At 70.6% G+C, this 20,547-nt stretch carries 20 protein-coding genes and 1 tRNA gene; 16 read left to right on the top strand and 5 right to left on the bottom strand.

Annotated elements, in window-relative coordinates; genetic code table 11:
• Positions 1 to 87: 87 nt before the first annotated feature.
• Entirely contained in the window at positions 88 to 1,890 is a 1,803-nt protein-coding gene (metG, locus tag Vse01_RS07545; protein WP_093408253.1) for a methionine--tRNA ligase, read from the top strand.
• Positions 1,891 to 1,999: 109 nt separating this feature from the next.
• Here the strand turns inward: metG and Vse01_RS07540 are convergent, their stop codons facing one another.
• On the bottom strand, positions 2,000 to 2,851 hold the full coding sequence (locus Vse01_RS07540; RefSeq protein WP_093408251.1) for an alpha/beta fold hydrolase: 852 nt from the start codon (positions 2,849 to 2,851) through the stop codon (positions 2,000 to 2,002).
• An 84-nt stretch (positions 2,852 to 2,935) separates the two neighbouring features.
• Positions 2,936 to 4,192: a hypothetical protein gene (locus tag Vse01_RS07535; RefSeq protein ID WP_093408249.1), complete on the bottom strand. Its 1,257-nt coding sequence runs from the start codon at positions 4,190 to 4,192 to the stop codon at positions 2,936 to 2,938.
• 89 nt (positions 4,193 to 4,281) lie between these two features.
• On the opposite strand from Vse01_RS07535, the gene Vse01_RS07530 reads away from it, so the two are divergent.
• Genes Vse01_RS07530 through Vse01_RS07515 form a run of 4 tightly spaced genes read left to right on the top strand, consistent with a single transcriptional unit; the run spans position 4,282 to position 7,282 of the window.
• Positions 4,282 to 5,190, top strand: coding sequence for a TatD family hydrolase (locus tag Vse01_RS07530; protein WP_093408246.1), 909 nt, complete (start codon positions 4,282 to 4,284; stop codon positions 5,188 to 5,190).
• 18 nt (positions 5,191 to 5,208) lie between these two features.
• Complete coding sequence (gene rsmA / locus Vse01_RS07525) at positions 5,209 to 6,081, top strand: 16S rRNA (adenine(1518)-N(6)/adenine(1519)-N(6))-dimethyltransferase RsmA (RefSeq protein WP_093408243.1); 873 nt, start codon at positions 5,209 to 5,211, stop codon at positions 6,079 to 6,081.
• Between the two features lie 32 nt (positions 6,082 to 6,113).
• Positions 6,114 to 6,338, top strand: a complete 225-nt coding sequence (locus Vse01_RS29270) for a hypothetical protein (RefSeq protein ID WP_093408240.1) — start codon at positions 6,114 to 6,116, stop codon at positions 6,336 to 6,338.
• Positions 6,335 to 7,282, top strand: a complete 948-nt coding sequence (locus Vse01_RS07515; RefSeq protein ID WP_093408237.1) for a 4-(cytidine 5'-diphospho)-2-C-methyl-D-erythritol kinase — start codon at positions 6,335 to 6,337, stop codon at positions 7,280 to 7,282. Before Vse01_RS29270 ends, Vse01_RS07515 begins: the two co-directional genes overlap by 4 nt.
• A gap of 24 nt (positions 7,283 to 7,306) precedes the next feature.
• Here Vse01_RS07515 and Vse01_RS07510 read toward each other — a convergent pair whose 3' ends face one another.
• A complete protein-coding gene (locus Vse01_RS07510) occupies positions 7,307 to 8,266 on the bottom strand; it encodes an NAD-dependent epimerase/dehydratase family protein (protein WP_093408235.1) in 960 nt (319 codons plus the stop codon).
• A 108-nt stretch (positions 8,267 to 8,374) separates the two neighbouring features.
• Here Vse01_RS07510 and Vse01_RS07505 point away from each other — a divergent pair, with 108 nt between their 5' ends.
• The 4 genes from Vse01_RS07505 (at position 8,375) to Vse01_RS07490 (ending at position 12,296) form a co-directional block, all read left to right on the top strand.
• Positions 8,375 to 9,076 (top strand): TetR/AcrR family transcriptional regulator, encoded by a 702-nt coding sequence (locus Vse01_RS07505; RefSeq protein WP_093408232.1) that lies wholly within the window; start codon positions 8,375 to 8,377, stop codon positions 9,074 to 9,076.
• A 100-nt stretch (positions 9,077 to 9,176) separates the two neighbouring features.
• On the top strand, positions 9,177 to 10,979 hold the full coding sequence (locus Vse01_RS07500) for an ABC-F family ATP-binding cassette domain-containing protein (protein WP_093408230.1): 1,803 nt from the start codon (positions 9,177 to 9,179) through the stop codon (positions 10,977 to 10,979).
• 124 nt (positions 10,980 to 11,103) lie between these two features.
• Entirely contained in the window at positions 11,104 to 11,559 is a 456-nt protein-coding gene (locus Vse01_RS07495) for a DUF4383 domain-containing protein (protein WP_093408227.1), read from the top strand.
• A 260-nt stretch (positions 11,560 to 11,819) separates the two neighbouring features.
• Positions 11,820 to 12,296 carry a DUF4383 domain-containing protein gene (locus Vse01_RS07490; RefSeq protein WP_093408571.1) on the top strand — a complete coding sequence of 159 codons (477 nt, stop codon included), beginning with the start codon at positions 11,820 to 11,822 and terminating at the stop codon, positions 12,294 to 12,296.
• Positions 12,297 to 12,311: 15 nt separating this feature from the next.
• Here Vse01_RS07490 and Vse01_RS07485 read toward each other — a convergent pair whose 3' ends face one another.
• Together Vse01_RS07485 and Vse01_RS07480 are read right to left on the bottom strand one after the other, a co-directional pair.
• On the bottom strand, positions 12,312 to 12,998 hold the full coding sequence (locus Vse01_RS07485) for a TetR/AcrR family transcriptional regulator (RefSeq protein ID WP_093408225.1): 687 nt from the start codon (positions 12,996 to 12,998) through the stop codon (positions 12,312 to 12,314).
• Between the two features lie 169 nt (positions 12,999 to 13,167).
• Positions 13,168 to 14,121, bottom strand: coding sequence for an acyl-CoA desaturase (locus Vse01_RS07480; protein WP_093408223.1), 954 nt, complete (start codon positions 14,119 to 14,121; stop codon positions 13,168 to 13,170).
• Between the two features lie 132 nt (positions 14,122 to 14,253).
• Here Vse01_RS07480 and Vse01_RS07475 point away from each other — a divergent pair, with 132 nt between their 5' ends.
• The 7 genes from Vse01_RS07475 (at position 14,254) to Vse01_RS07445 (ending at position 20,540) form a co-directional block, all read left to right on the top strand.
• A complete protein-coding gene (locus Vse01_RS07475; protein WP_093408221.1) occupies positions 14,254 to 15,105 on the top strand; it encodes a helix-turn-helix domain-containing protein in 852 nt (283 codons plus the stop codon).
• A 45-nt stretch (positions 15,106 to 15,150) separates the two neighbouring features.
• Positions 15,151 to 15,221: transfer RNA gene (locus tag Vse01_RS07470), tRNA-Gln, on the top strand.
• A gap of 73 nt (positions 15,222 to 15,294) precedes the next feature.
• Entirely contained in the window at positions 15,295 to 16,830 is a 1,536-nt protein-coding gene (gene glmU / locus Vse01_RS07465; protein WP_093408217.1) for a bifunctional UDP-N-acetylglucosamine diphosphorylase/glucosamine-1-phosphate N-acetyltransferase GlmU, read from the top strand.
• A 62-nt stretch (positions 16,831 to 16,892) separates the two neighbouring features.
• The gene (locus tag Vse01_RS07460; protein WP_093408215.1) at positions 16,893 to 17,873 is read left to right on the top strand and encodes a ribose-phosphate diphosphokinase; all 981 of its coding nucleotides are present in this window, start codon (positions 16,893 to 16,895) and stop codon (positions 17,871 to 17,873) included.
• A gap of 257 nt (positions 17,874 to 18,130) precedes the next feature.
• Positions 18,131 to 18,820, top strand: a complete 690-nt coding sequence (locus tag Vse01_RS07455) for a 50S ribosomal protein L25/general stress protein Ctc (RefSeq protein WP_093408212.1) — start codon at positions 18,131 to 18,133, stop codon at positions 18,818 to 18,820.
• Positions 18,821 to 18,937: 117 nt separating this feature from the next.
• Complete coding sequence (pth, locus tag Vse01_RS07450; protein WP_093408210.1) at positions 18,938 to 19,528, top strand: aminoacyl-tRNA hydrolase; 591 nt, start codon at positions 18,938 to 18,940, stop codon at positions 19,526 to 19,528.
• Between the two features lie 178 nt (positions 19,529 to 19,706).
• Complete coding sequence (locus tag Vse01_RS07445) at positions 19,707 to 20,540, top strand: inositol monophosphatase family protein (RefSeq protein ID WP_093408207.1); 834 nt, start codon at positions 19,707 to 19,709, stop codon at positions 20,538 to 20,540.
• The last annotated feature ends 7 nt before the right edge of the window (positions 20,541 to 20,547 follow it).

Genomic DNA, 20,547 nt, shown 5'->3' with positions numbered 1-20,547 from the left:
TTTGCCGAGGGGCGTTGGCCCATCGTGCCGACCAGGGACCCCTATTGGTTCGCGGTCACCTTCCGGGGGTCACTAGGCTTTCTGTCCATGAGTCACGTTCTCGCGGCAGTGGCCTGGCCGTACGCCAACGGCCCGCGCCACATCGGCCACGTCTCCGGTTTCGGCGTTCCCTCCGACGTCTTCGCCCGGTACATGCGGATGGCCGGCCACGACGTGCTCATGGTCTCCGGCACCGACGAGCACGGCACCCCGATCCAGGTGCAGGCCGACGCCGAAGGACTGAAGCCACGGGAACTGGCCGACCGGTACAACCGGGTGATCGTCGAGGATCTGCACGGCCTCGGCCTCTCCTACGACCTGTTCACCCGCACCACCACCGGCAACCACTACGCCGTCGTGCAGGAGTTGTTCGAGGGGATGTACCGCAACGGGTACATCGTGCCGAAGACCACCATGGGGGCCATCTCGCCGTCCACCGGGCGGACCCTGCCCGACCGGTACATCGAGGGCACCTGCCCGATCTGCGGCTACGACAGCGCCCGAGGCGACCAGTGCGACAACTGCGGCAACCAGCTCGACCCGATCGACCTGATCAACCCACGGTCGAAGATCAACGGGGAGACGCCGGAGTTCGTCGAGACCGAGCACTTCTTCCTCGACCTGCCCGCCCTGGCCGACGTGCTGCGGCAGTGGCTGGACACCCGGGAGGGCTGGCGCCCGAACGTCCTGCGTTTCTCCAAGAACCTGCTGGACGACCTGCACCCCCGGGCCATCACCCGGGACCTGGAGTGGGGGGTACCGATCCCGCTCGACGGCTGGCGGGACCGCACCGACAAGCGGATCTACGTGTGGTTCGACGCCGTCATCGGCTACCTGTCCGCCTCCATCGAGTGGGCCCGCCGCACCGGCGACCCCGAGGCCTGGCGGAAGTGGTGGTCCACCGACGGGGAGGGGAAGGACTCGCAGGCCTACTACTTCATGGGCAAGGACAACATCGTCTTCCACTCGGTGATCTGGCCCGCGCTGCTCGCCGGCTACTCGGGCGAGGGCGATCGCGACGGTGAGCCGGGTCGGCTCGGACGGCTCAACCTGCCCACCGAGGTGGTCTCCAGCGAGTTCCTGACCATGGAGGGACGCAAGTTCTCCTCCTCGCGTCGGGTGGTCATCTACGTGCGCGACTTTCTCCAGCGCTACGACGCCGACGCGTTGCGCTACTTCATCGCGGTCGCCGGGCCGGAGAACAACGACACCGACTTCACCTGGGCCGAGTTCCTGCGCCGCAACAACGACGAACTGGTCGCCGGCTGGGGCAACCTGGTCAACCGGTCCATCTCGATGGCGGCGAAGAACTTCGGCGAGATCCCACCGATCGGCCCGGACGGGCTCACCGAGGCCGACGAGGCGCTGCTGGCCGTGGCGCGCGCCGGCTTCGGCACCGTCGGCGACCTGATCGCCCGGCACCGGCAGAAGCAGGCCATCGGCGAAGCGATGAAGGTGGTCGCCGAGGCCAACAAGTACCTCTCCGAGCAGGCGCCGTGGAAGCTCAAGGACGAGGCCGCCAAGCCCCGGATGGGCACCATCCTGCACGTCGCCCTCCAGGTGGTCAGCGACGCCAACACGCTGCTCACCCCGTTCCTGCCGCACTCCGCGCAGAAGATCCACGAGCTGCTCGGCGGCACCGGGGTGCACGCGCCGATGCCGGTGATCGAGGAGGTCGCCGACCTCGACGCCGGGCCCGCGTACCCGGTGCTGACCGGGGACTACACCCAGGGCGCGCGATGGGAGTCCGTGCCACTCGTGGTGGGCCGGGCGCTCGCCGCGCCCAAGCCGGTCTTCCGCAAGCTCGATCCCTCGATCGTCGAGGAGGAGCTGGCCCGGCTCGAAGGCTGACGCTCCGGCCGTCCGCGACGGGCGCGACCCGTTCGGGGTCGCGCCCGTGGCGTGACGTGTCCGGCCGCCCGTCCGGCGCGGCGTGCGCCGGACGTCGGCCCGGCCCGCATCAGGCGCGGGCCATGGCCGGGGAGCCGATGAACTCCATGATCGCCTTGTTCACCTCGTCGGCGTTGGTCCACGGGGTGCCGTGCGGCGCGCCCTTGAGGGTGACCAACCGGCTGTCGGCGAGCATCGGCTGCAACCGCTGGCCCGTCTTCGGGTACGGCAGCACGTTGTCCTTGTCGCCCTGCACGATCAGCACCGGCACGTCGATCCGGGACACGTCGGCCCGGAAGTCGGTGCCCCAGGCGTCCACGCTGTCGTGCGTGGCCTTGGCGGAGGCCATCGCCCCGATGTTCCAGTGCGCCCGGTACGCCTCCTCGCTGACCAATTTGCCCTTGTTCTCGTCGTAGTTGAAGAAGTTGTTGCAGAACTGCGTGAGGTAGGCGAAGCGGTCCTGCGTGATCGCCTGCTTGAACCCCTCGAAGAGGCTCGCCTCGACACCTTCGGGGTTGTCCGGCGCCTGCCGCAGATACGGCGCCAGCGGCGCCAGCAGCACCGCCCGGTCCACCCGATCCGAGCCGTACGCGCCCAGGTAGCGGGTCACCTCGCCGGTACCCATCGAGTGGCCGACCAGGATCGTGTTGCGCAGGTCCAGCTCGGTCATCAGCACGTCGAGGTCGGCGGCGAAGGTGTCGTAGTCGTACCCGAACGCCGGTTGCGCCGAGTTGCCGTAGCCGCGCCGGTCGTAGGTGATCACCCGGTAGCCGGCGTCGAGCAGCGGTCCGGAGACCTTCTCCCAGGTCGCCCCGTTGAACGGGAAGCCGTGGATCAGCACGATCGGCTGACCCGACCCATGGTCCTCGTAGTACAGGTCGATGGGCGCGGAGTTCTCCGTGCCGACGGTGATGAAGGGCATCTCGTCCTCCTGTCAGGGTGGGAAACCGAGGCTTCCCCGGCGGGCATCCGATATTCCTGCCCCACCCCGCCCGACAGGACCAGGTCAGAGGAGATACGGGTGGTCCACCACCTGGTCGTCGGTGACCTCACCGCCCGGGGCCCACGTCTCGTAGACGCCCCGTTCGTGGCACTGTGCGCCGGTCACGGCGACCGCGTCCGGATCCGGGCGTCGCAACCGCAACCGCAGCCAGCCCGCCTCCTCCCGCAGCACCAGACACGGCACCCCGCGCCAGGCGGCCAGGCGCAACCGTCGGCTCACCCCGTCGACCGGGTACCGGGCGGCCCGGGTCAGCGCCAGCACCCGGAAATCACCGGGCAGGTCGGCGACCGCCTCGTACTCCCCGCCCGCGTACGTGCCCACCAGGCGGGTCGACCGTGGCGCCTCCCCGGTCGGCACGTACTCCTGATCCGGGGACAGACCCGGCACCGCGGCGAGCAGGTGTCGCCACTGCGGCCCGACCATCCGCAGCCAGCCCCGCTGCTCGGCCTGGTAGGCGTAGAGCACCACCTCCAGGCCCTCCGCCGGGTAGGCCAGCAGGGTGGCGTTCGCGGGCATCGGCAGGTCGGCGAAGTCCCGGGTGACGAACTCGGGGAGCAGGTGGTGACTGCTCGGCGTGAAGCCGGTACCCAGCACCGCCGGACCCAACCGGTCCCGGGCGCCCAACGCCGTCAGCCCGCGGTACGCCGCGCCCGCCGGCACGTCGTAGTCGCCCGGGTCGGCCGCACGCCAGCGCAACGCGTACGTCACGTCCGCACCGTCCCGGCTGTCCTCGCCGTCGGTACGCAGCACACTCGTCGTCATCGGGGTGCGCAGGTGCGCCACGTCGTGTTCCCGGTAGCAGAAACCGTGCGGCAGCCAGCCGCGTACGTATCCGGCGAGCTGCCGAGCGGAGAGGATCTTCATCATCCGGGTGCCACGCCGTACGCCGGCCGAGGCGCGTACCGCCGTGATCAGCGGATCGTCCGCGGCGGCCGGCTGCTGGGCGAGCCGGTGCACCTCCGCCCAGCCCCGCTCGCGGTGCAGCGGCACCAGCAGGGGAGTCTCCGGGTCCTCGGCCTGTTCGGTCGCCCCGTACACGGTGCCGACCTCGGTGACGTGCACGAACCGTCGCCACGGCAGCGCCGAGTTCACCCGGGGCGCCCACTCGAAACCGGCCACCTCGTCGGCGCTGAACAACTCGTACGCCGCGCCCCGGGCGATCTCCTCCGCCGGGTACACCGCGCCGCCGAACGCCACCCGCAGACCGGTCCGCTCCGGCACCGCACCTCCGGCCCGGAAAAGCTCGCTTCGCGCGTCCACGTCGCGACGGTAGGTGCGCGGGGCGTAGCCGAGGTGAACTCCGGGTGGCCTCCGGATGGACTCGTCAGGTGTGTGATCCTGTCGAGGAGATGAGCGAATCGACCGAGTCCCGTAGCCAGCGTGCCGCCCGCCGCGCCGGAGAGTTCCCACCCGTACCCGAGCCGCTGCCCCGACCGGTGCTGGACAGCCACACCCACCTCGACATCACCGTAAGCGAGGCCGGGGTACCCGGTGGCGGCGATCCCGCCGACCCGGTCGCCGCCGCCATCGACGTCGCCGCCGCCGTGGGGGTGGACCGGCTGGTGCAGGTCGGGGTGGACGTCGCCTCCTCCCGCTGGGGCGCCGAGGTGGCCGGCAGCTACCCGGTGGTGCTGGCCACGGTCGCGCTGCACCCCAACGAGGCGCCCCGGCTGGCCGACCTCGACGGTGCTCTGCGCGAGATCGAGGCACTGGCCGGTCAGGAGCGGGTCCGTGGTGTCGGTGAGACCGGAATGGACCGCTACCGAACCGGCGACGAGGGCCGCGCCGCGCAGGAGGAGAGCTTCCGGGCGCACATCGCCATCGCCAAGCGGTACGGCCGGACGCTTGTGATTCACGATCGGGACGCGCACGCCGACGTGCTGCGCATCCTCGACGACGAGGGCGCACCGGACACGGTGGTGATGCACTGCTTCTCCGGCGACGCCGAGTTCGCCGCCGAGTGCGTCCGCCGGGGCTACCTGCTCAGCTTCGCCGGTACGGTCACCTTCGCCAGCGCCGGGGCGCTGCGGGAGGCCGCCGCGCTGACCCCGCTGGATCAGATCCTGGTGGAGACCGACGCGCCGTACCTCACTCCCGTCCCGTACCGAGGTCGGCCCAACGCCTCCTACCTGATTCCGCTGACCGTCCGGGCGCTGGCCGCCGCCACCGGCGCCGACCTCGACGAGCTCTGCGCCGCCATCTCGGCCACCGGGGAACGGGCCTTCGGTCCCTGGCACCCGGCCGGCGTCGGCGGCTGACCCGTACTCTGTCGGGTTATGGCCGCAGACCTGCTCGGCCCGGCGGAGATCCGGGACCTCGCCGCCCGGCTCGGCGTCGCACCCACCAAGAAGCTCGGCCAGAACTTCGTGCACGACCCCAACACGGTCCGCCGGATCGTCGCCACCGCCGGTCTCGCTCCCGATGACGTGGCGTTGGAGGTGGGCCCCGGACTGGGTTCGCTCACCCTCGCCCTGCTGCCCGCTGCCACCCACGTGCACGCCGTCGAGATCGACGCCACGCTGGCCGCCGCGCTCACCGGCACCGCCGCCCGGCATGCCGGCCCGGCCGCCGACCGACTCACCGTGCACCACGCGGACGCCCTGCGGATCACCGCCGCCGACCTGGCCGACCCGGCACCCACCGCGCTGGTGGCGAACCTGCCCTACAACGTCGCCGTACCAGTGGTGCTGCACCTGCTCGCCGCGTTGCCCAGCCTCCGGCACGGACTGGTGATGGTGCAGAAGGAGGTCGCCGACCGGCTCGTCGCCGGTCCCGGCTCCAAGGTGTACGGCATACCGTCGGTCAAGCTGGCGTGGTACGCCCACGCCCGGGCCGCCGGGAAGGTGCCGCCGAACGTGTTCTGGCCGGTGCCAAACGTCGACTCCGGTCTGGTCGCCTTCACCCGCCGCGAGCCGCCCCGCGCCGATGTACCCCGCGACCAGGTCTTCGCGGTGGTGGACGCCGCTTTCGCGCAGCGGCGCAAGACCCTGCGCGCGGCCTTGGCCGGCTGGGCCGGCGGCGCCGACCGGGCCGCCGCCGCGCTCACCGCCGCCGGCGTCGACCCCGGCGCGCGCGGTGAGTCACTCACCGTCGCGCAGTTCGCCGCGGTGGCCGCGTCGGCCCCGAGCCGTACGCCGGCAGCCCAGTAGGCTGAGCCCGTGCCCGCCGAGGAGGTGTACCAGTGACCGCCCAGCCGATCGATCCCGACGTGTCCGGCATGTGGGGCCCGGACCCGCTTCGGCAACGCCTGGCCAACTACACCATCGAGGACGTGCTGAATCCCGTGCACGTGAACGCGTACGACCTTGTCGACGGCCGCTACGAGCTGGTCGCCGACTCCGCCGAGGAGCTGATCGTGACCAAGCCGTTCGACGTGCGGCTGCCCGTCCGGGACATCGCCCCGTGACCGAGGCCTGGCGACCGGACGACGACGAGCCGCGCGGGGCGACCGGTCCGGTTCGGGTACGGGTGCCCGCCAAAGTCAACCTGCACCTGGGGGTCGGTCCGCTGCGCCGGGACGGCTACCACGAGCTGAACACCGTGTACCACGCGATCTCGATCTACGACGAGCTGACCGCGCGGCGCGGCGACACGTTGACCCTCACCATGGAGGGCGAGGGCACCGGGGAACTCGCCCTCGACGACTCCAACCTGATCATCCGGGCGGCGCACGCCCTCGCCGGGTACGCCGGGGTGATGCCGCACGCCCGGCTGCACCTGCGCAAGCAGATCCCGCTGGCCGGTGGGCTCGCCGGCGGCAGCGCCGACGCGGCGGCCGCCCTGGTCGCCTGCGACGCGCTGTGGGGCACCGGCCTGGCCCGTGACGAGTTGGCGAGCATCGCCGCCGACCTCGGCTCGGACGTGCCCTTCCTGATCCACGGCGGCACCGCGTTGGGCACCGGCCGGGGCGAGGCGGTGAGTCCGGTGCTGGCCCGGCCCACCTCCTGGCACTGGGTGGTCGCCATCGCCGACGGCGGCCTGTCCACCCCACAGGCGTACCGGGAACTCGACCGGCTCCGCGAGACCGGCGCCGCCGGGCCGCCCCTGGGCAGCACCGACGGGCTGCTCGCCGCGCTGCGGCAGCGCGACCCCCGGGTGCTCGCCCCGACCCTCGGCAACGACCTTCAGGACGCCGCCCTGGCCATGCGGCCGTCGCTGGCGAACACCCTGAAGGCCGGCGAGGCCGCCGGGGCGCTGGCCGGCATCGTCTCCGGCTCGGGGCCCACCTGCGTGTTCCTCACCGCCGACGCCGCCGACGCGGAACGCGTCGCCGCCGAGTTGGCGGCGGCCGGGGTGTGCCGGCAGGCGCGCGTCGCCCACGGCCCGGTACACGGCGCCCGGATCACCTGACGGCACCCACCGACCCGGGGCGGGTCAGGTGATGCTCGGTTGCGTCCGCCGGTGCCCGCTGCCCGGGACGCCGCCGAGCAGCGCAGCCGTCTCGCGTAGCGCCTCGTCCAGCGGCTGCGGACGAAGACCGAAGGTGGCGGTGGCGGCGGTGGAGCCCATGACGAACGGTCGGGCGAACTGGTACGCCGTGGTCTGGAACTCACGAAGCATCGGGGAGAGCAGCCCACCGGCGCGGAAGAGTGCGCCGGGAATTGTGGTGAGCTTCGGGGCGGGCGCGCCGGCCACCTCGGTGAAGCGGGTGGCGAGTTCCCGAACCGTCAGCGGTGACGCGCTCGGCACATGCCAGGGCCGGTTCCAGGCCCGCTCGTCGGTTGCGGCGGTGACCAGCATCGCCGCCATGTCGTTGATCGACGTCCAGGTGTGCGGCACGTCGAGCGGAGCAGGGACGAAGGTGCGACGGCCGGCGAGCAGCGGCTTACCGATGAAGAAGCTGAAGATCGACTGCGCCTGGAGGTAGTCGCTGCCGCGTACCTCCGTCACGGCGCGGATCCGACCGGCACGCTGGGCGGCGAGGGCGGCACGCCAGATGTCGGCGCGCATCTTCAGCTTCGGGTGGGTGGCGGCGAGCGGGTTCTCCTCGGTCATCGGGCCGGTGATCTCGCCGTAGCCGTAGATGCAGCCGGCGATCACCAGCGGTGCGCCGGAGCGTTCGGCGGCGGTGAGCAGCGCGGCAGCCATCGGCGGCCAGTCGGTGAGCCACCGGTGATAAGCCGGGTTGAGGCAGTTGTAGATGGCGGTCACACCCTCGGCGAGTTCACCCAGCCGGTCGGCGTCGCTCGCGTCGGCGGCGATCCGCTCGACCCGTGGGTGGGCCGGTCCACGCCCGGAGCGGCTGACGATCACCACCTGCTCACCGCGCTCGGCTAGCTGTCGCGCGGTGGTCGAACCGACCATCCCGGCACCGACGATCAGATGTGTGGCCATGACAAACCCCCTGAATGAGAGCGGCGCTCTCTGTTGAGACCAATGCTCACTCACTTGGGTGCCCGTCGTCAAGAGCAGTGCTCTCGAATGTGTGCGACAATCGCTGGCATGCCCGCCGCCGCCATCCGGGCCCGGGCCCGGGCCGAAATGATCAACGAGATCAAGACGATCGCCCGCCGACACCTCGCGGCGGAGGGGGCAAACCTGTCCCTGCGCGCAGTCGCCCGGGAGATGGGAATGGTCTCCTCGGCGATCTACAGGTACTTCCCAAGCCGGGACGAACTGCTCACCGCGCTGATCGTCGACGGCTACCACGCCCTCGGCGACGCCGCCGAAGCCGCCGACACCGAGGTGGCCGACCGGGCCGACCTGCGGGGCCGGTGGCTCGCCGTCTGCCAGGCGATCCGCCGCTGGGCGCTGTCCAACCCCGCCGAGTACGCCCTGCTCTTCGGCAGCCCGGTGCCCGGGTACGCGGCCCCGCAGGAAACCACCGCCGCGGCGGCCCGGACCCCGGCCGTCCTGATCGGCATCCTCGCCGACGGGCTCGCCACCGGCGCGTTGGCCCGTCCCGACCCGGGAGAGCTGCCCGGTCCCGTCCGATCCGACCTCGCCACCGTCCGCGACCGGCTCTTCCCCGGCCTGCCCGAAGCGCTCCTGGCCCGGGGTGCCACCGCCTGGATCCACTGCTTCGGAGCTGTCAGCTTCGAACTCTTCGGCCAGCTCAACGGCGTGATCGAGGCCCGGGAGGAGTACTTCGACCACCAGACCCGGCAGATGGCCGACCTGATCGGCCTGCCCGACGCGGGATAGCCGACCCGCAGCACCGGCGACCCGCCCGCGTACCCTGGAACGACAGGCGTCCCCAGGTGCCCCCGGCACCCGGGACGCCTTGATCATGAAAGGTGGGTACGTGGCCAACATCGTCAACCTGGACCGGGTGTCCAAGGGCTACGGCGCGGCCGGGCCGCTGCTCACCGAGGTCTCGCTCGGCCTGGAGGACGCCGACCGGATCGGCGTCGTCGGGCTCAACGGCGCCGGCAAGTCCACCCTGCTACGACTGCTGACCCGTACCGAGCAGCCCGATGACGGCCGGGTCACCCACCGCCGCGACCTGCGCGTCGCCTGGCTGCCACAGAACCTCACCCTCAGCCCCGAGGCCACCGTCCGGGACGTCGTGCTCGGCACCGAGTGGCTCGCCGAGAGCATGGGCGCGGAGCACGAATGGGCCGGCGACGCCGGCGTACGCGCCATCCTCGACGGGCTCGGCATGCCGCACCTGGGTCTCGACGCCCCGGTCGGGCCGATGTCCGGTGGTGAGCGCCGCCGGGTGGCGCTCGCCGCCCTGCTGGTCCGCGACGCCGACCTGCTCATCCTCGACGAGCCCACCAACCACCTCGACGTCAGTGGCGTCGACTGGCTGGCCCGGCACCTGCTCAGCCGCAAAGGCGCTCTGGTCGTGGTCACCCACGACCGCTGGTTCCTCGACGCCGTCTGCACCACCACGTGGGAGGTCGCCGACCAGACCGTGCGGGCCTACGAGGGTGGCTACGCCGCCTGGATCCTCGCCCGCGCCGAGCGGGAACGAATCGCCGCCGCCACCGAGGCGCGCCGGCAGAACCTGCTCCGCAAGGAGATCGCCTGGCTGCGCCGTGGCCCCCCGGCCCGCACCTCGAAGCCGAAGTTCCGCATTGACGCGGCCAACGCCCTCATCGCCGACGTGCCGCCGCCGCGCGACACCATGTCGCTGCAACGACTGGCCACCGCCCGGCTCGGCAAGCAGGTCTACGACCTGGAAAACGTCCGGCTGCACGCCGGCCCCAAGACCATCCTCGACGACGTCACCTGGCAGGTCGGCCCCGGCGACCGGGTCGCCATCCTCGGCGCCAACGGCGCCGGCAAGACCACCCTGCTACGGATGCTGGCCGGCGTCACCCGCCCCGACAGCGGACGAATGGCCACCGGCAGCACCGTACGGCCCGCGTTCCTCTCCCAGGAACTCGCCGAGCTGCCCAGCGACCTGCGCGTTCTCGAAGCAGTCGAGGAGGTCGCCCGGCGGGTCCGCCTCGGCGATCGGGAGATCTCCGCCGCCCAGCTCGCCGAGGTGTTCGGCTTCGACGACCGGCGCCTCTGGACTCCGGTCGGTGACCTCTCCGGCGGCGAGCGGCGTCGGCTCCAGATGCTGCGCCTGCTGGCCGGCGAACCGAACGTGCTGCTGTTCGACGAACCCACGAACGACCTCGACACCGACACCCTCGCCGCGCTGGAGGACCTGCTCGACTCCTGGCCCGGGACGATCGTGGTGGCCAGCCACGACCGCTACCTCATCGAGCGGGTCACCGACTCGGCGTACGGCATGTTCGGCGACGGCCGGCTGGTGCACCTGCCCGGTGGTGTCGACGAGTACCTCTCCCGCGCCAACGACCGGCCGGGGCTCGGGCGTACGCCGGCAGCTTCGGCACCAACCACCGCACCCGTCGACGGCGGGATGAGTGCCGCCGAGGCCCGGCAGGCCCGCAAGGAACTGGCCCGTCTCGAACGGCAGGTCGGCAAGTTGGAACAGAAGGAGGCCGCCCTGCTGGACCAGCTCGCCGCCAACGCCACCGACTACACCCGGGTGGCCGAGCTGGACGCCCAGCTCACCCAGGTACGCGGTGAGCGGGAGGAGGTCGAGCAGGCCTGGCTCGCTCTGGCCGACGAGATCCCCGCGAGCTAGACCGTCCCACTCGCCGCCGACGCTGCTTCGACGTGGCGTTCGTGGTACCCCGTGTGCGGCGTCACAGGGTCGGATGCGGGAGAATCGCCGTCGACCCTCACCCAACGGCGTTGGAGACACAGACATGGCCCACACCCCCGTCAACCACCCCGCGCGGCCGATCTACCGGGCGATCGGCGGGCTGATCGGTCTGTACCTGGTGGCCTTCGGTGTGATCGGGCTCCTGACCAGCACCGGCGAGCCCTTCTTCAGCCAGGGCGACACCCAGATCCTGGGGCAGGGCACGAACCTCGGCTTCTCCCTGTTCAACATCGTGGTCGGCGCGATCGTGCTGGCCGGCACCGCGATCGGGCGCAACCTCGACGTGCTGGTCAACCAGTGGTCGGCGTACCTGATCATGGTGGTGAGCCTGGCGGGCCTCGCCTTCATCCGGACCGAGGCCAACATCTTCAACCTCAGCGTCGCCACGGTGATCGTCCAGATGGTGCTCAGCCTGGTGCTGCTGATGGCCGGCATGTACGGCAAGGTCGGTAGCGACGAGGAGCACGAGGCGTGGCAGAAGGCTCGGCTCGTGCTCTGAGGTATCGCTTTTTGGTTCCGGTTGGGGTCTTCGCCGGAGCCCGACCCACTCCGGGCGGTCAGGCTTGATCCCTGCGCGGGTCGGGCTCCGGCGAAGACCTGTCGGGGTTGCGCATCCGTCCGGAGGGCCCGGCCGGGGCGGGGGATCTTGAGGCTGGTTGCGCCTCAGCCAGCCTCGCGGCCGGAGTTGGCGTTTGAGGGACGCGAACCGCGTGGTTGCGGGACAATGTCGTTATTGTTCCGCTTTGCGTGGAGGAACCGATGCCGCACTTTCCGGTCAACCATCCGGCGCGGCCGTTCTACCGGGCGCTGTCCGGTCTGGTCGGGCTCTACATCCTGATCTTCGGTGTCTGGGGGACCGCGCTCACCTGGGGCGACCCGCTGTTCGGTCGGAACGGCAACTGGGCTCTGGGCCTGCGCACCAACCTGGCCTTCTCACTGGCCTCCATCGCCTTCGGGATCGTGCTCATCATCGGCGCGTCCCGGCGAACCAACCTCGGTCACTACATGAATCTCACCGCCGGAGCCGTCTTCCTGGTCACCAGCATCCTGATGATGTCGGTGCTCCAGACCGACGCCAACTTCCTGAACTTCTCCATGTCGACGGTGATCGTCTCGATGCTCTTCGGGCTGATCCTGCTCGGCACCGGCCTCTACGACAAGATCGGCCCGCACGAGGACGCCGAGGCCGAGCGGAACCGCCGGAACCACCCCGTCGCGGAGATCCACCGCCGCTGACGGGTGCGCCGGCGGTCAGCGTCCGGACGCGGTGATCAGGCCCGGCTTGGCCTCCAGATGCGACAACCCGTTCCAGGAAAGATTCACCAGGTGCGCGGCGACCGTCTCCTTGCGCGGCTTACGCACCTCCAGCCACCATCGGCCGGTCAACGCGACCATCCCCACCAACGCCTGCGCGTACAACTCGGCTAGCTTCGGGTCGTAACCGCGGCTGGAGAACTCCGCGCCGAGAATGTGCTCCACCTGGTGCGCCACGTCGTTCATCACGCTGCTGAAGTTTCCGGTCGCCGAGAGCACCGGCGACTCCCGTACCAGCACCCGGAACCCGCTGGTCTCCTCCTCGATGTAGCCGAGCAGGGCCAGCGCGGCCTGCTCCAGCAACTCCCGCGGATGACCTGCGGTAAGTGCCGTGGTGATCCGGTCCAGCAGGGATCGGACCTCCCGGTCCACCACCACCGCGTAGAGCCCCTCCTTGCCGCCGAAGTGCTCGTAGACCACCGGCTTGGAAACCTTCGCACGCGACGCCACCTCCTCGATGGAGGTGGCGTCGAAGCCACGCTCGGCGAAGATCTGCCGACCAATCGAGATCAACTGCTCGCGACGCTGAGCGGCGGACATGCGTACCCGGGACGTCGGCTTGGCCGCTGCGGCGGGCACCGGCCGCCGTCGTTTGCCGCCCTCCACGTGGGAAGTCTCGGCCATCTCGTCACCTCGCTGGCGCTCAGTGACGCCCTGTCGTGGGATGCTGCCTGTTTTCCGCCCGGTCACCCGAACATACTGCCAGGTAACTTGCGGGTTGGCCGCCCGGTTACCGTCCGGGTGGTGGTGGGAAGTCACGATCGCTGCCCACCACAAACGCCAAGCGAGCGTCTCAGGCCGCCGGCTTGGCCAGCTTCGCCGCGATCCGTTCCGGCTTCGGCCAGCGCACGTCCCACGCCGCCCCGACCTTCTCGAACAGCCAGATCACCCGGGCCGAGATGTCGATCTGCCCCCGCAGGACACCGTGCCGGGCACTCGTCGGATCGGCATGGTGCAGGTTGTGCCAGCTCTCCCCGAAGGAGAGCAGCGCGAGGGGCCAGAAGTTCGCCGCCCGGTCGCCGTGGCGCATCATGAACGGCCGCTCCCCGTACACGTGACACACCGAGTTGATCGACCAGGTGACGTGGTGCAGCAACGAGATGCGGACCAGACCGGCCCAGAACAGCGCACTCAACGCGCCCTGCCAGGACCACGTCAGCAACCCGCCCATCAACGCCGGCCCGAGCACCGACACGATCACCAGCACCGGGAAGAACCGGTCCATCCGCCGGATGTCCCGGTCGGCCAGCAGGTCCGGGGCGAAACGCTCCCGGTTGGACAGTTCCCGGCCGAACAGCCAGCCCATGTGCGCGTGGAACAACCCCTTGATCAGACCCCGTACGGTGGTGCCGAACCGCCACGGCGAGTGCGGATCCCCCTCCAGGTCGGAGAAGGCGTGGTGCCGCCGGTGGTCGGCCACCCACTGAATGATCTCGCCCTGCACGGCGAGTGAGCCCGAGGCGGCCATCGCGATGCGCAGCCACCGCTTCGCCTTGAACGAGCCATGGGTGAAGTAGCGGTGGTAGCCGACCGTGATGCCCAGGCCGGACAGCACGTACCAGAAGGCTGAGATGCCCACGTCGACCCAGCTGAGCCAGCCACCCCAGGCCACCGGCACGGCGGCGATCAGCGCCGCGAACGGGATAACCACGAAGGACCACAGCGCGATCAGAATGCCGCGTGACTGGGTGCCCTGGGTGAGGGGCTTCGGACTGGTCGGCTGCGGGCCGAGAACGGCGGCGGACATGGCACCTCGCAGGGGACGATCGGTTCGCAATCTACGCCTACGTCACCGTAACTTAAGGGCCCGGTAGATCACATCAGACAGGGACACGAATGGATGCCTGATGTGTCGTACGTTCGTCCTAACCTGCACCCCATGACTGGTTTCGACGCCACCGAAGTGCGCCGACTGCGCACCGAGGAGCAGCTGTCGGTCCGGGAGATCCGGGCTCGCACCGGCCTCGGCCGTAACCGGATCTACGAGATGCTGCGGGGCATCCCCGCGCCGGACCGGGTCCGACGCCCCAGGGCAAAGGACGACCTGCGCGCGGAGGCGGTGGCGCTGCGCTCGTCGGGCCGTCCGGTGCCGGAGATCGCGCGGCAGCTCGGGGTGAGCCGGTCGACGGCTTACCTCTGGGTCCGGCACCTCCCGCTCGAACGCGATCCCGAGGAGGAGCGCCAGCGCCGGCGTGCCCACTCGAAGTTGATGACTGATGCACAGTGGAATGAGCATCGTCGGGCCCGCGACGCCGCGCGGGCCGCGACGGTGGACGCCGCCGCCGCTTGGGTCAAGAACCTGCGCTACCGCGACCTCGTGCTGGTCGGCGCGGCCCTCTACTGGGCTGAGGGCAGCAAAGCCAAGCCCTGGCGGCCACACGACTGCCGGGTCCGTTTCGTGAACAGCGACCCCGTGTTGGTCACCCTGTTCATTGAGTTCGTGGAGGCATTGGGCGAACGGCGGGAGGCGCTGCGCTATCGGGTCGCGATCCACGAGTCGGCCGACGCCGCCGAGGCGGTCGGCTGGTGGGCCGACCAGATCGGTGTGTCGGCTGAGGTGTTCCAGCCCTCGACCATGAAGCGACATCGCCCGACAACCGTGCGCCGCAACACGGGAGAGTCCTATCGGGGTTGTCTGAGTGTCGAGGTGCCTCGGTCCCGCCGGTTGTATTGGAAGATCGAAGGGATCATGAAGGGCATGGCCGATGGCGTCCGGACGGCGGGACGCTAAGGTGTAGGGGTCCAGCTAGCGACAGCTTTTGTCCGTTTTAGCCCGTCCCGGGTCGTCTAATGGCAGGACGTCAGGTTTTGGTCCTGATTATAGGGGTTCGAATCCTCTCCCGGGAGCTTTTGCTGATCTGTGGCTGATGTCTGGTTAGCATGGCCGCGAGACTGTCCGCGTTCCGACGGGAGCCACGTCGTGCCCGAGCCCCACACCCGTACCGTCGTCGTACTCGCCGCCGGTGAGGGCAAGCGGATGAAGTCCTCGTTGCCCAAGGTCCTGCATCCGCTGCTCGGTCGGACGCTGGTGGGCCACGTGCTCAACGCCGCCGATCCGCTGGCTGCGGCGCGCACCCTGGTGGTGGTCGGGCACGGCGCCGACCAGGTCCGCGCCCACCTCGCCGGGATCGCCCCCGAGGCCACCGCGGTGCACCAGGCGGAGCAGCTCGGCACCGGGCACGCGGTGCGGATCGCGCTGGAGGCCGCCCCGGAGGTCACCGGCACGGTGGTGGTGCTCAACGGCGATGTGCCGTTGCTGCGACCCGAGACGGTCGGTGCGCTGGTGGCGGCCCACGAGAGCGAGGGCGCAGCGGCGACCGTGCTCGCGGCGGAGGTGCCGGACCCGACCGGGCTCGGACGCATCGTGCGGGACGCGGCGGGCCGGTTGGAGCAGATCGTCGAGCAGCGTGACGCCACTCCCGCGCAGCTGGCTGTCCGGGAGATCAACGCCGGGATCTACGCGTTCGACGCAACCCGGCTGCGGGACGTGCTCGGCAAGCTGTCGACCGACAACGACCAGGGCGAGGAGTACCTCACCGACGTCTTCAAGATGCTGGTCTCCGCCGGCGAGCCGGTGGGGGTGCACCTGGCGGTCGACCACACCGAGACGCTCGGCTGCAACGACCGGGTGGAGCTGGCGGCGCTGCGCCGGCTGCTGCGTGACCGGGTCAACGAGCGGTGGATGCGGGCCGGCGTCAGTCTGCTCGACCCCGACACCACCTGGATCGACGTGACGGTGGCCCTGGACCGCGACGCGGTGGTGGATCAGAACACCCAGCTACGTGGCGGTTCGGTGGTCGGGAGCGGCGCGGTGGTCGGGCCGGACGTGACGTTGATCGACACGGTGGTCGGGCCCGGCGCGACGGTGCTGCGCAGCCACGCGGTCGGTGCCGAGGTGGGGCCGGGCGCCAGCGTCGGGCCGTACGCGTACCTGCGGCCGGACGCACGGCTGGCGGAGCGGTCGAAGGTCGGCACCTTCGTCGAGGTGAAGAACTCCGAGCTGGGCGCCGGCGCAAAGGTGCCGCACCTGTCGTACGTGGGTGACGCCACGATCGGAGCGCGGGCGAACATCGGCGCGGCGACGATCTTCGTGAACTACGACGGGGTGAACAAGCACCGCACCGTGGTCGGCGAGGCGGCGTTCGTGGGCTGCGACACGAGCCTGATCGCACCGGTCGAGGTGGGTGCCGGGGCGTACGTGGCGGCGGGTAGCGCGATCAGCAAGGACGTGCCGCCGGGGGCGTTGGGGCTGACCCGGGCGCCGCAGCGCAGCGTCGAGGGCTGGGTGGCGCGCAAGCGCGCGGGCACTGCTTCCGCCGAGGCGGCCGAGCGTGCCCTTCGGGGTGGGCAGGGTGCTCCGGCCGCGACGCCCTCCGCAAGCGAAGGTGAGGCAATCCACGGCACCGCCGAGTCGGTGGGCGGTACGCCCGGGCCGGGAGATACTGCAACCGAATAGTCCCCGGCCGACCACCACCGCAGGCCGGGTACCGCCGACCGAATACGGGAGCAGACGGGCCCATGGGCAGCATCGTCGCCGAAAACCGCAAAAGCCTGATGCTCTTCTCCGGACGTGGTTTTCCGGAGTTGGCCAAGGAGATCGGTGAGGTGCTCGGCGTCGCGCCGACGCCGGCCGACGCGTACGAGTTCGCCAACGGCGAGATCTTCGTACGGTTCAAGGACTCGGTACGTGGTTCGGACGCCTTCGTGGTGCAGTCGGTCACGCACGGGGTGAACACGTGGGTCATGGAGACCCTGATCATGGTGGACGCGCTGAAGCGTGGTTCGGCCAAGCGGATCACGGTCGTCCTGCCGTTCTATCCGTACTCCCGCCAGGACAAGAAGCACCGCGGCCGGGAGCCGATCTCGGCGCGGCTGGTCGCCGACCTGTTGAAGACGGCCGGGGCGAACCGCATCCTCACCGTGGACCTGCACACCGCGCAGATCCAGGGTTTCTTCGACGGCCCGGTGGACCACCTCTTCGCGATGGACATCCTGGCCGAGTATGTGGAGCGCAAGTACGCGGGCCGGCCGATGACGGTGGTCGCGCCGGACTCGGGCCGGGTACGGGTGGCCGAGCGGTGGACGGACCGGCTGGGTGGTTGCCCGCTGGCGTTCATCCACAAGACCCGGGACCCGATGAAGCCGAACCAGGTGGTGGCGAACCGGGTGGTCGGTGAGGTCGAGGATCGGGTCTGCCTGATCGTCGACGACATGATCGACACGGGTGGCACGATCTGCCGGGCGGCGGACATCCTGAAGGAGTCGGGGGCGGCGGACGTGATCGTGGCGTCCACCCACGCGTTGCTGTCCGACCCGGCGACGGAGCGGTTGAAGAACAGCCCGATCAGCGAGGTCGTGGTGACCAACACGCTCCCGCTGCCGCCGGAGAAGCAGCTCGACAAGCTCACCGTGCTGTCGATCGCACCGCTGCTGGCCCGGGCGATCCGCGAGGTCTTCGACGACGGCTCGGTGACCACGCTTTTCGGTGGGCTGAGCTGAGCGCGATTCACGACTGAGTCGGCTGGGCGGGGTGTCCGGGCGGGTACGGGGACTGCCGGAAACCCGGGAAACCGCTCGGGTAGACTGGTGCGGTTGCCACGGCGAGGGTGCCCTGCGGGCTGCTGAGAAGCGCCGCACGGAGGCACCGTGATCGACGCGGTGCTCCGGGCAGTCTGCTGACGCATGAGCCCCTGCGAGCCCCCCGCCCAGCACCGCCAGACGACAAGCTGCCGCAGCGAAGCATCAGGAGTTTCCCCGTGTCCGAGGTAAAGATCAGCGCCGAGCCCCGCACCGAGTTCGGCAAGGGTGGTGCCCGCCGTACCCGCCGGGCCGGCATGGTGCCCGCCGTGCTGTACGGCCATGGCGAGAAGCCCAAGCACATCGCATTGCCGGCCCGCGAGTTCGCGGCGGCCATTCGTAACGGTGGTGCCAACCAGCTCCTCGCGCTGGACATCAGCGACGGCACGCAGGCGCTGGCGCTGCCGAAGGCGATCCAGCGGGACCCGATCAAGGACACCTTCGAGCACGTCGACCTGCTGCTGGTGCGTCGCGGCGAGAAGGTCACCGTGGATGTCCCGGTCCAGCTCACGGGTGAGGCCGCGCGCGACACGCTGATCGTGCACGACCACGACACCCTCTCGGTGAGCGCCGACGCGACCAAGGTGCCGGATCACCTGGAGGCTTCGATCGAGGGCGCCGAGCCGGGTTCCCAGGTCACCGCCGCTGACGTGACGCTGCCGGCGGGTGTGGAGCTGGCCGGTGACCCGCAGATGTTGATCGCTTCGATCACCGCCGCGCCGACCGCCGAGCAGCTGGAGTCGACGCTGCCCGAGGTCGAGGAGGCCACCGAGGAGGCCGAGGCCGAGGTCGGCGAGGTCACCGAGGGCGCTGCCGAGGCACCGTCCGCCGAGGGCGAGGCGGGCACCGAGGCTCGTACCGAGGCCTGACAGCCTCTCAGTTCTGCGGCAGGCGTCCCCGGGTTCTTCGGGGGCGCCTGTCGGCGTATCGGATGATCGGCGGCGTGGGCGGTGGTTGGCCGCCGGCGCGAGCGGGAGGGGCGGGCGGTGACGGACGAGACCGGGCCGTGGCTGGTGGTCGGCCTGGGTAACCCGGGTCGGGAGTACGCGGGCAACCGGCACAACGTCGGGTTCATGGTCGCAGACCTGCTGGCTGGTCGGCTGGCTGGGAAGTTCGGCCGGCATCGGCGGGCGGTGGCGGAGGTCGCGGAGGGGCGGCTGGGGTTGGGCGGGCCGAAGCTGGTGCTGGCCAAGCCGCTGACCTACATGAATCTGTCCGGCGGGCCGGTGGCCAGCCTGGCGCAGTTCTACAAGGTGCCGCCGGGTCGGGTGATCGCGGTGCACGACGAGCTGGACATCGGCTACGGCCAGGTGCGGGTCAAGTGCGGCGGTGGTGAGGGCGGGCACAACGGCCTGCGGTCGATGTCGAAGTCGTTGGGCACGAAGGATTACGTGCGGGTGCGGTTCGGGATCGGTCGACCGCCGGGGCGGCAGGATCCGGCGGACTATGTGCTGTCGGATTTCGGCACGGCGGAACGCAAGGAGTTGGACTTTCTGGTGGACCGCGCCGCGGACGTGGTGGAATCCGTGGTCAGCCGGGGTGTGGAGCCGACTCAGAACCTCTATCACGGGGTCTAGCGCAGGTGCCGGGGAGCTCGCTCGACGTCGGCCTCGGCGTCACGGAGGTTCCGACACACGTTTCGGGGGCGAACTGCGGCGGTCGGGTCCGCCGGTGGCCCGGTAGTCTGCGGGTTCGGCGGTCGGGGCGGGGGCCGGCCGCTCGGCGTACGCGGATCGTGGCGACGGGAGCGGAAGCATGAGCGGTCCACCGATGATCGACGGGGCGTTCGCGCGGTGGCTGGCGGATCGTGCCGGGCAGGCGCTGCTGGGCCTGCGGGCGGAGATGGGGTTCGCCGATGCCGGTGCGTTGAAGTCGGCGGGAGACAAGGTCTCGCATGACCTGATCCGTACCGAATTGGCGAAGTGGCGCCCGGGTGACGCGGTGCTCTCCGAGGAGGACGAGGGTTCCCGGCTGGCGTGGGCGGCCGAGGTGAACACCGGCGCGGTTTCGCGGTTGACCGCCGACCGGGTCTGGATCATCGACCCGTTGGACGGTACGCGGGAGTTCAGCGAGGAGGGGCGCGCGGACTGGGCGGTGCACGTGGCGCTCTGGGCGCGTAACGCCACCACCTCGCATGGTCTGGTCGCCGGCGCGGTCGGGCTGCCGGCGCAGCATCGGGTGCTGGGTACGGATCTGCCCCCGGCCTATCCACCGATGACGCCGGAGGCGGCGACGGCGGGCGGTGCGGGGCGGTTGCGGTTGGCGGCCAGCCGCAGTCGGCCGCCGGTGTTCCTGACCGATCTCGCGGAGGAGGTCGGGGCGCAGTTGGTGCCGATGGGCTCGGCCGGGGCGAAGATCGCGGCGGTGGTGACAGGTGAGGTGGATGCGTACATCCATGCCGGCGGGCAGTACGAGTGGGATTCGGCGGCGCCGGTCGCTGTGGCGACGGCCACCGGACTGCACGCTTCCCGGATCGATGGTTCTGCGCTGAAATACAACGAGGCGGATCCGCGCCTGCCGGACCTGTTGGTGTGCCGTAAGGATCTCGCCAGCCGGTTACTTGCGGCGTTGCATCGGCATTGCGGGTAGCCTGTCG

The sequence above is a fragment of the Micromonospora sediminimaris genome (assembly GCF_016863575.1).
Lineage (GTDB): Bacteria > Actinomycetota > Actinomycetes > Mycobacteriales > Micromonosporaceae > Micromonospora > Micromonospora sediminimaris.
This window is presented reverse-complemented; position numbering and strand designations above follow the sequence as displayed.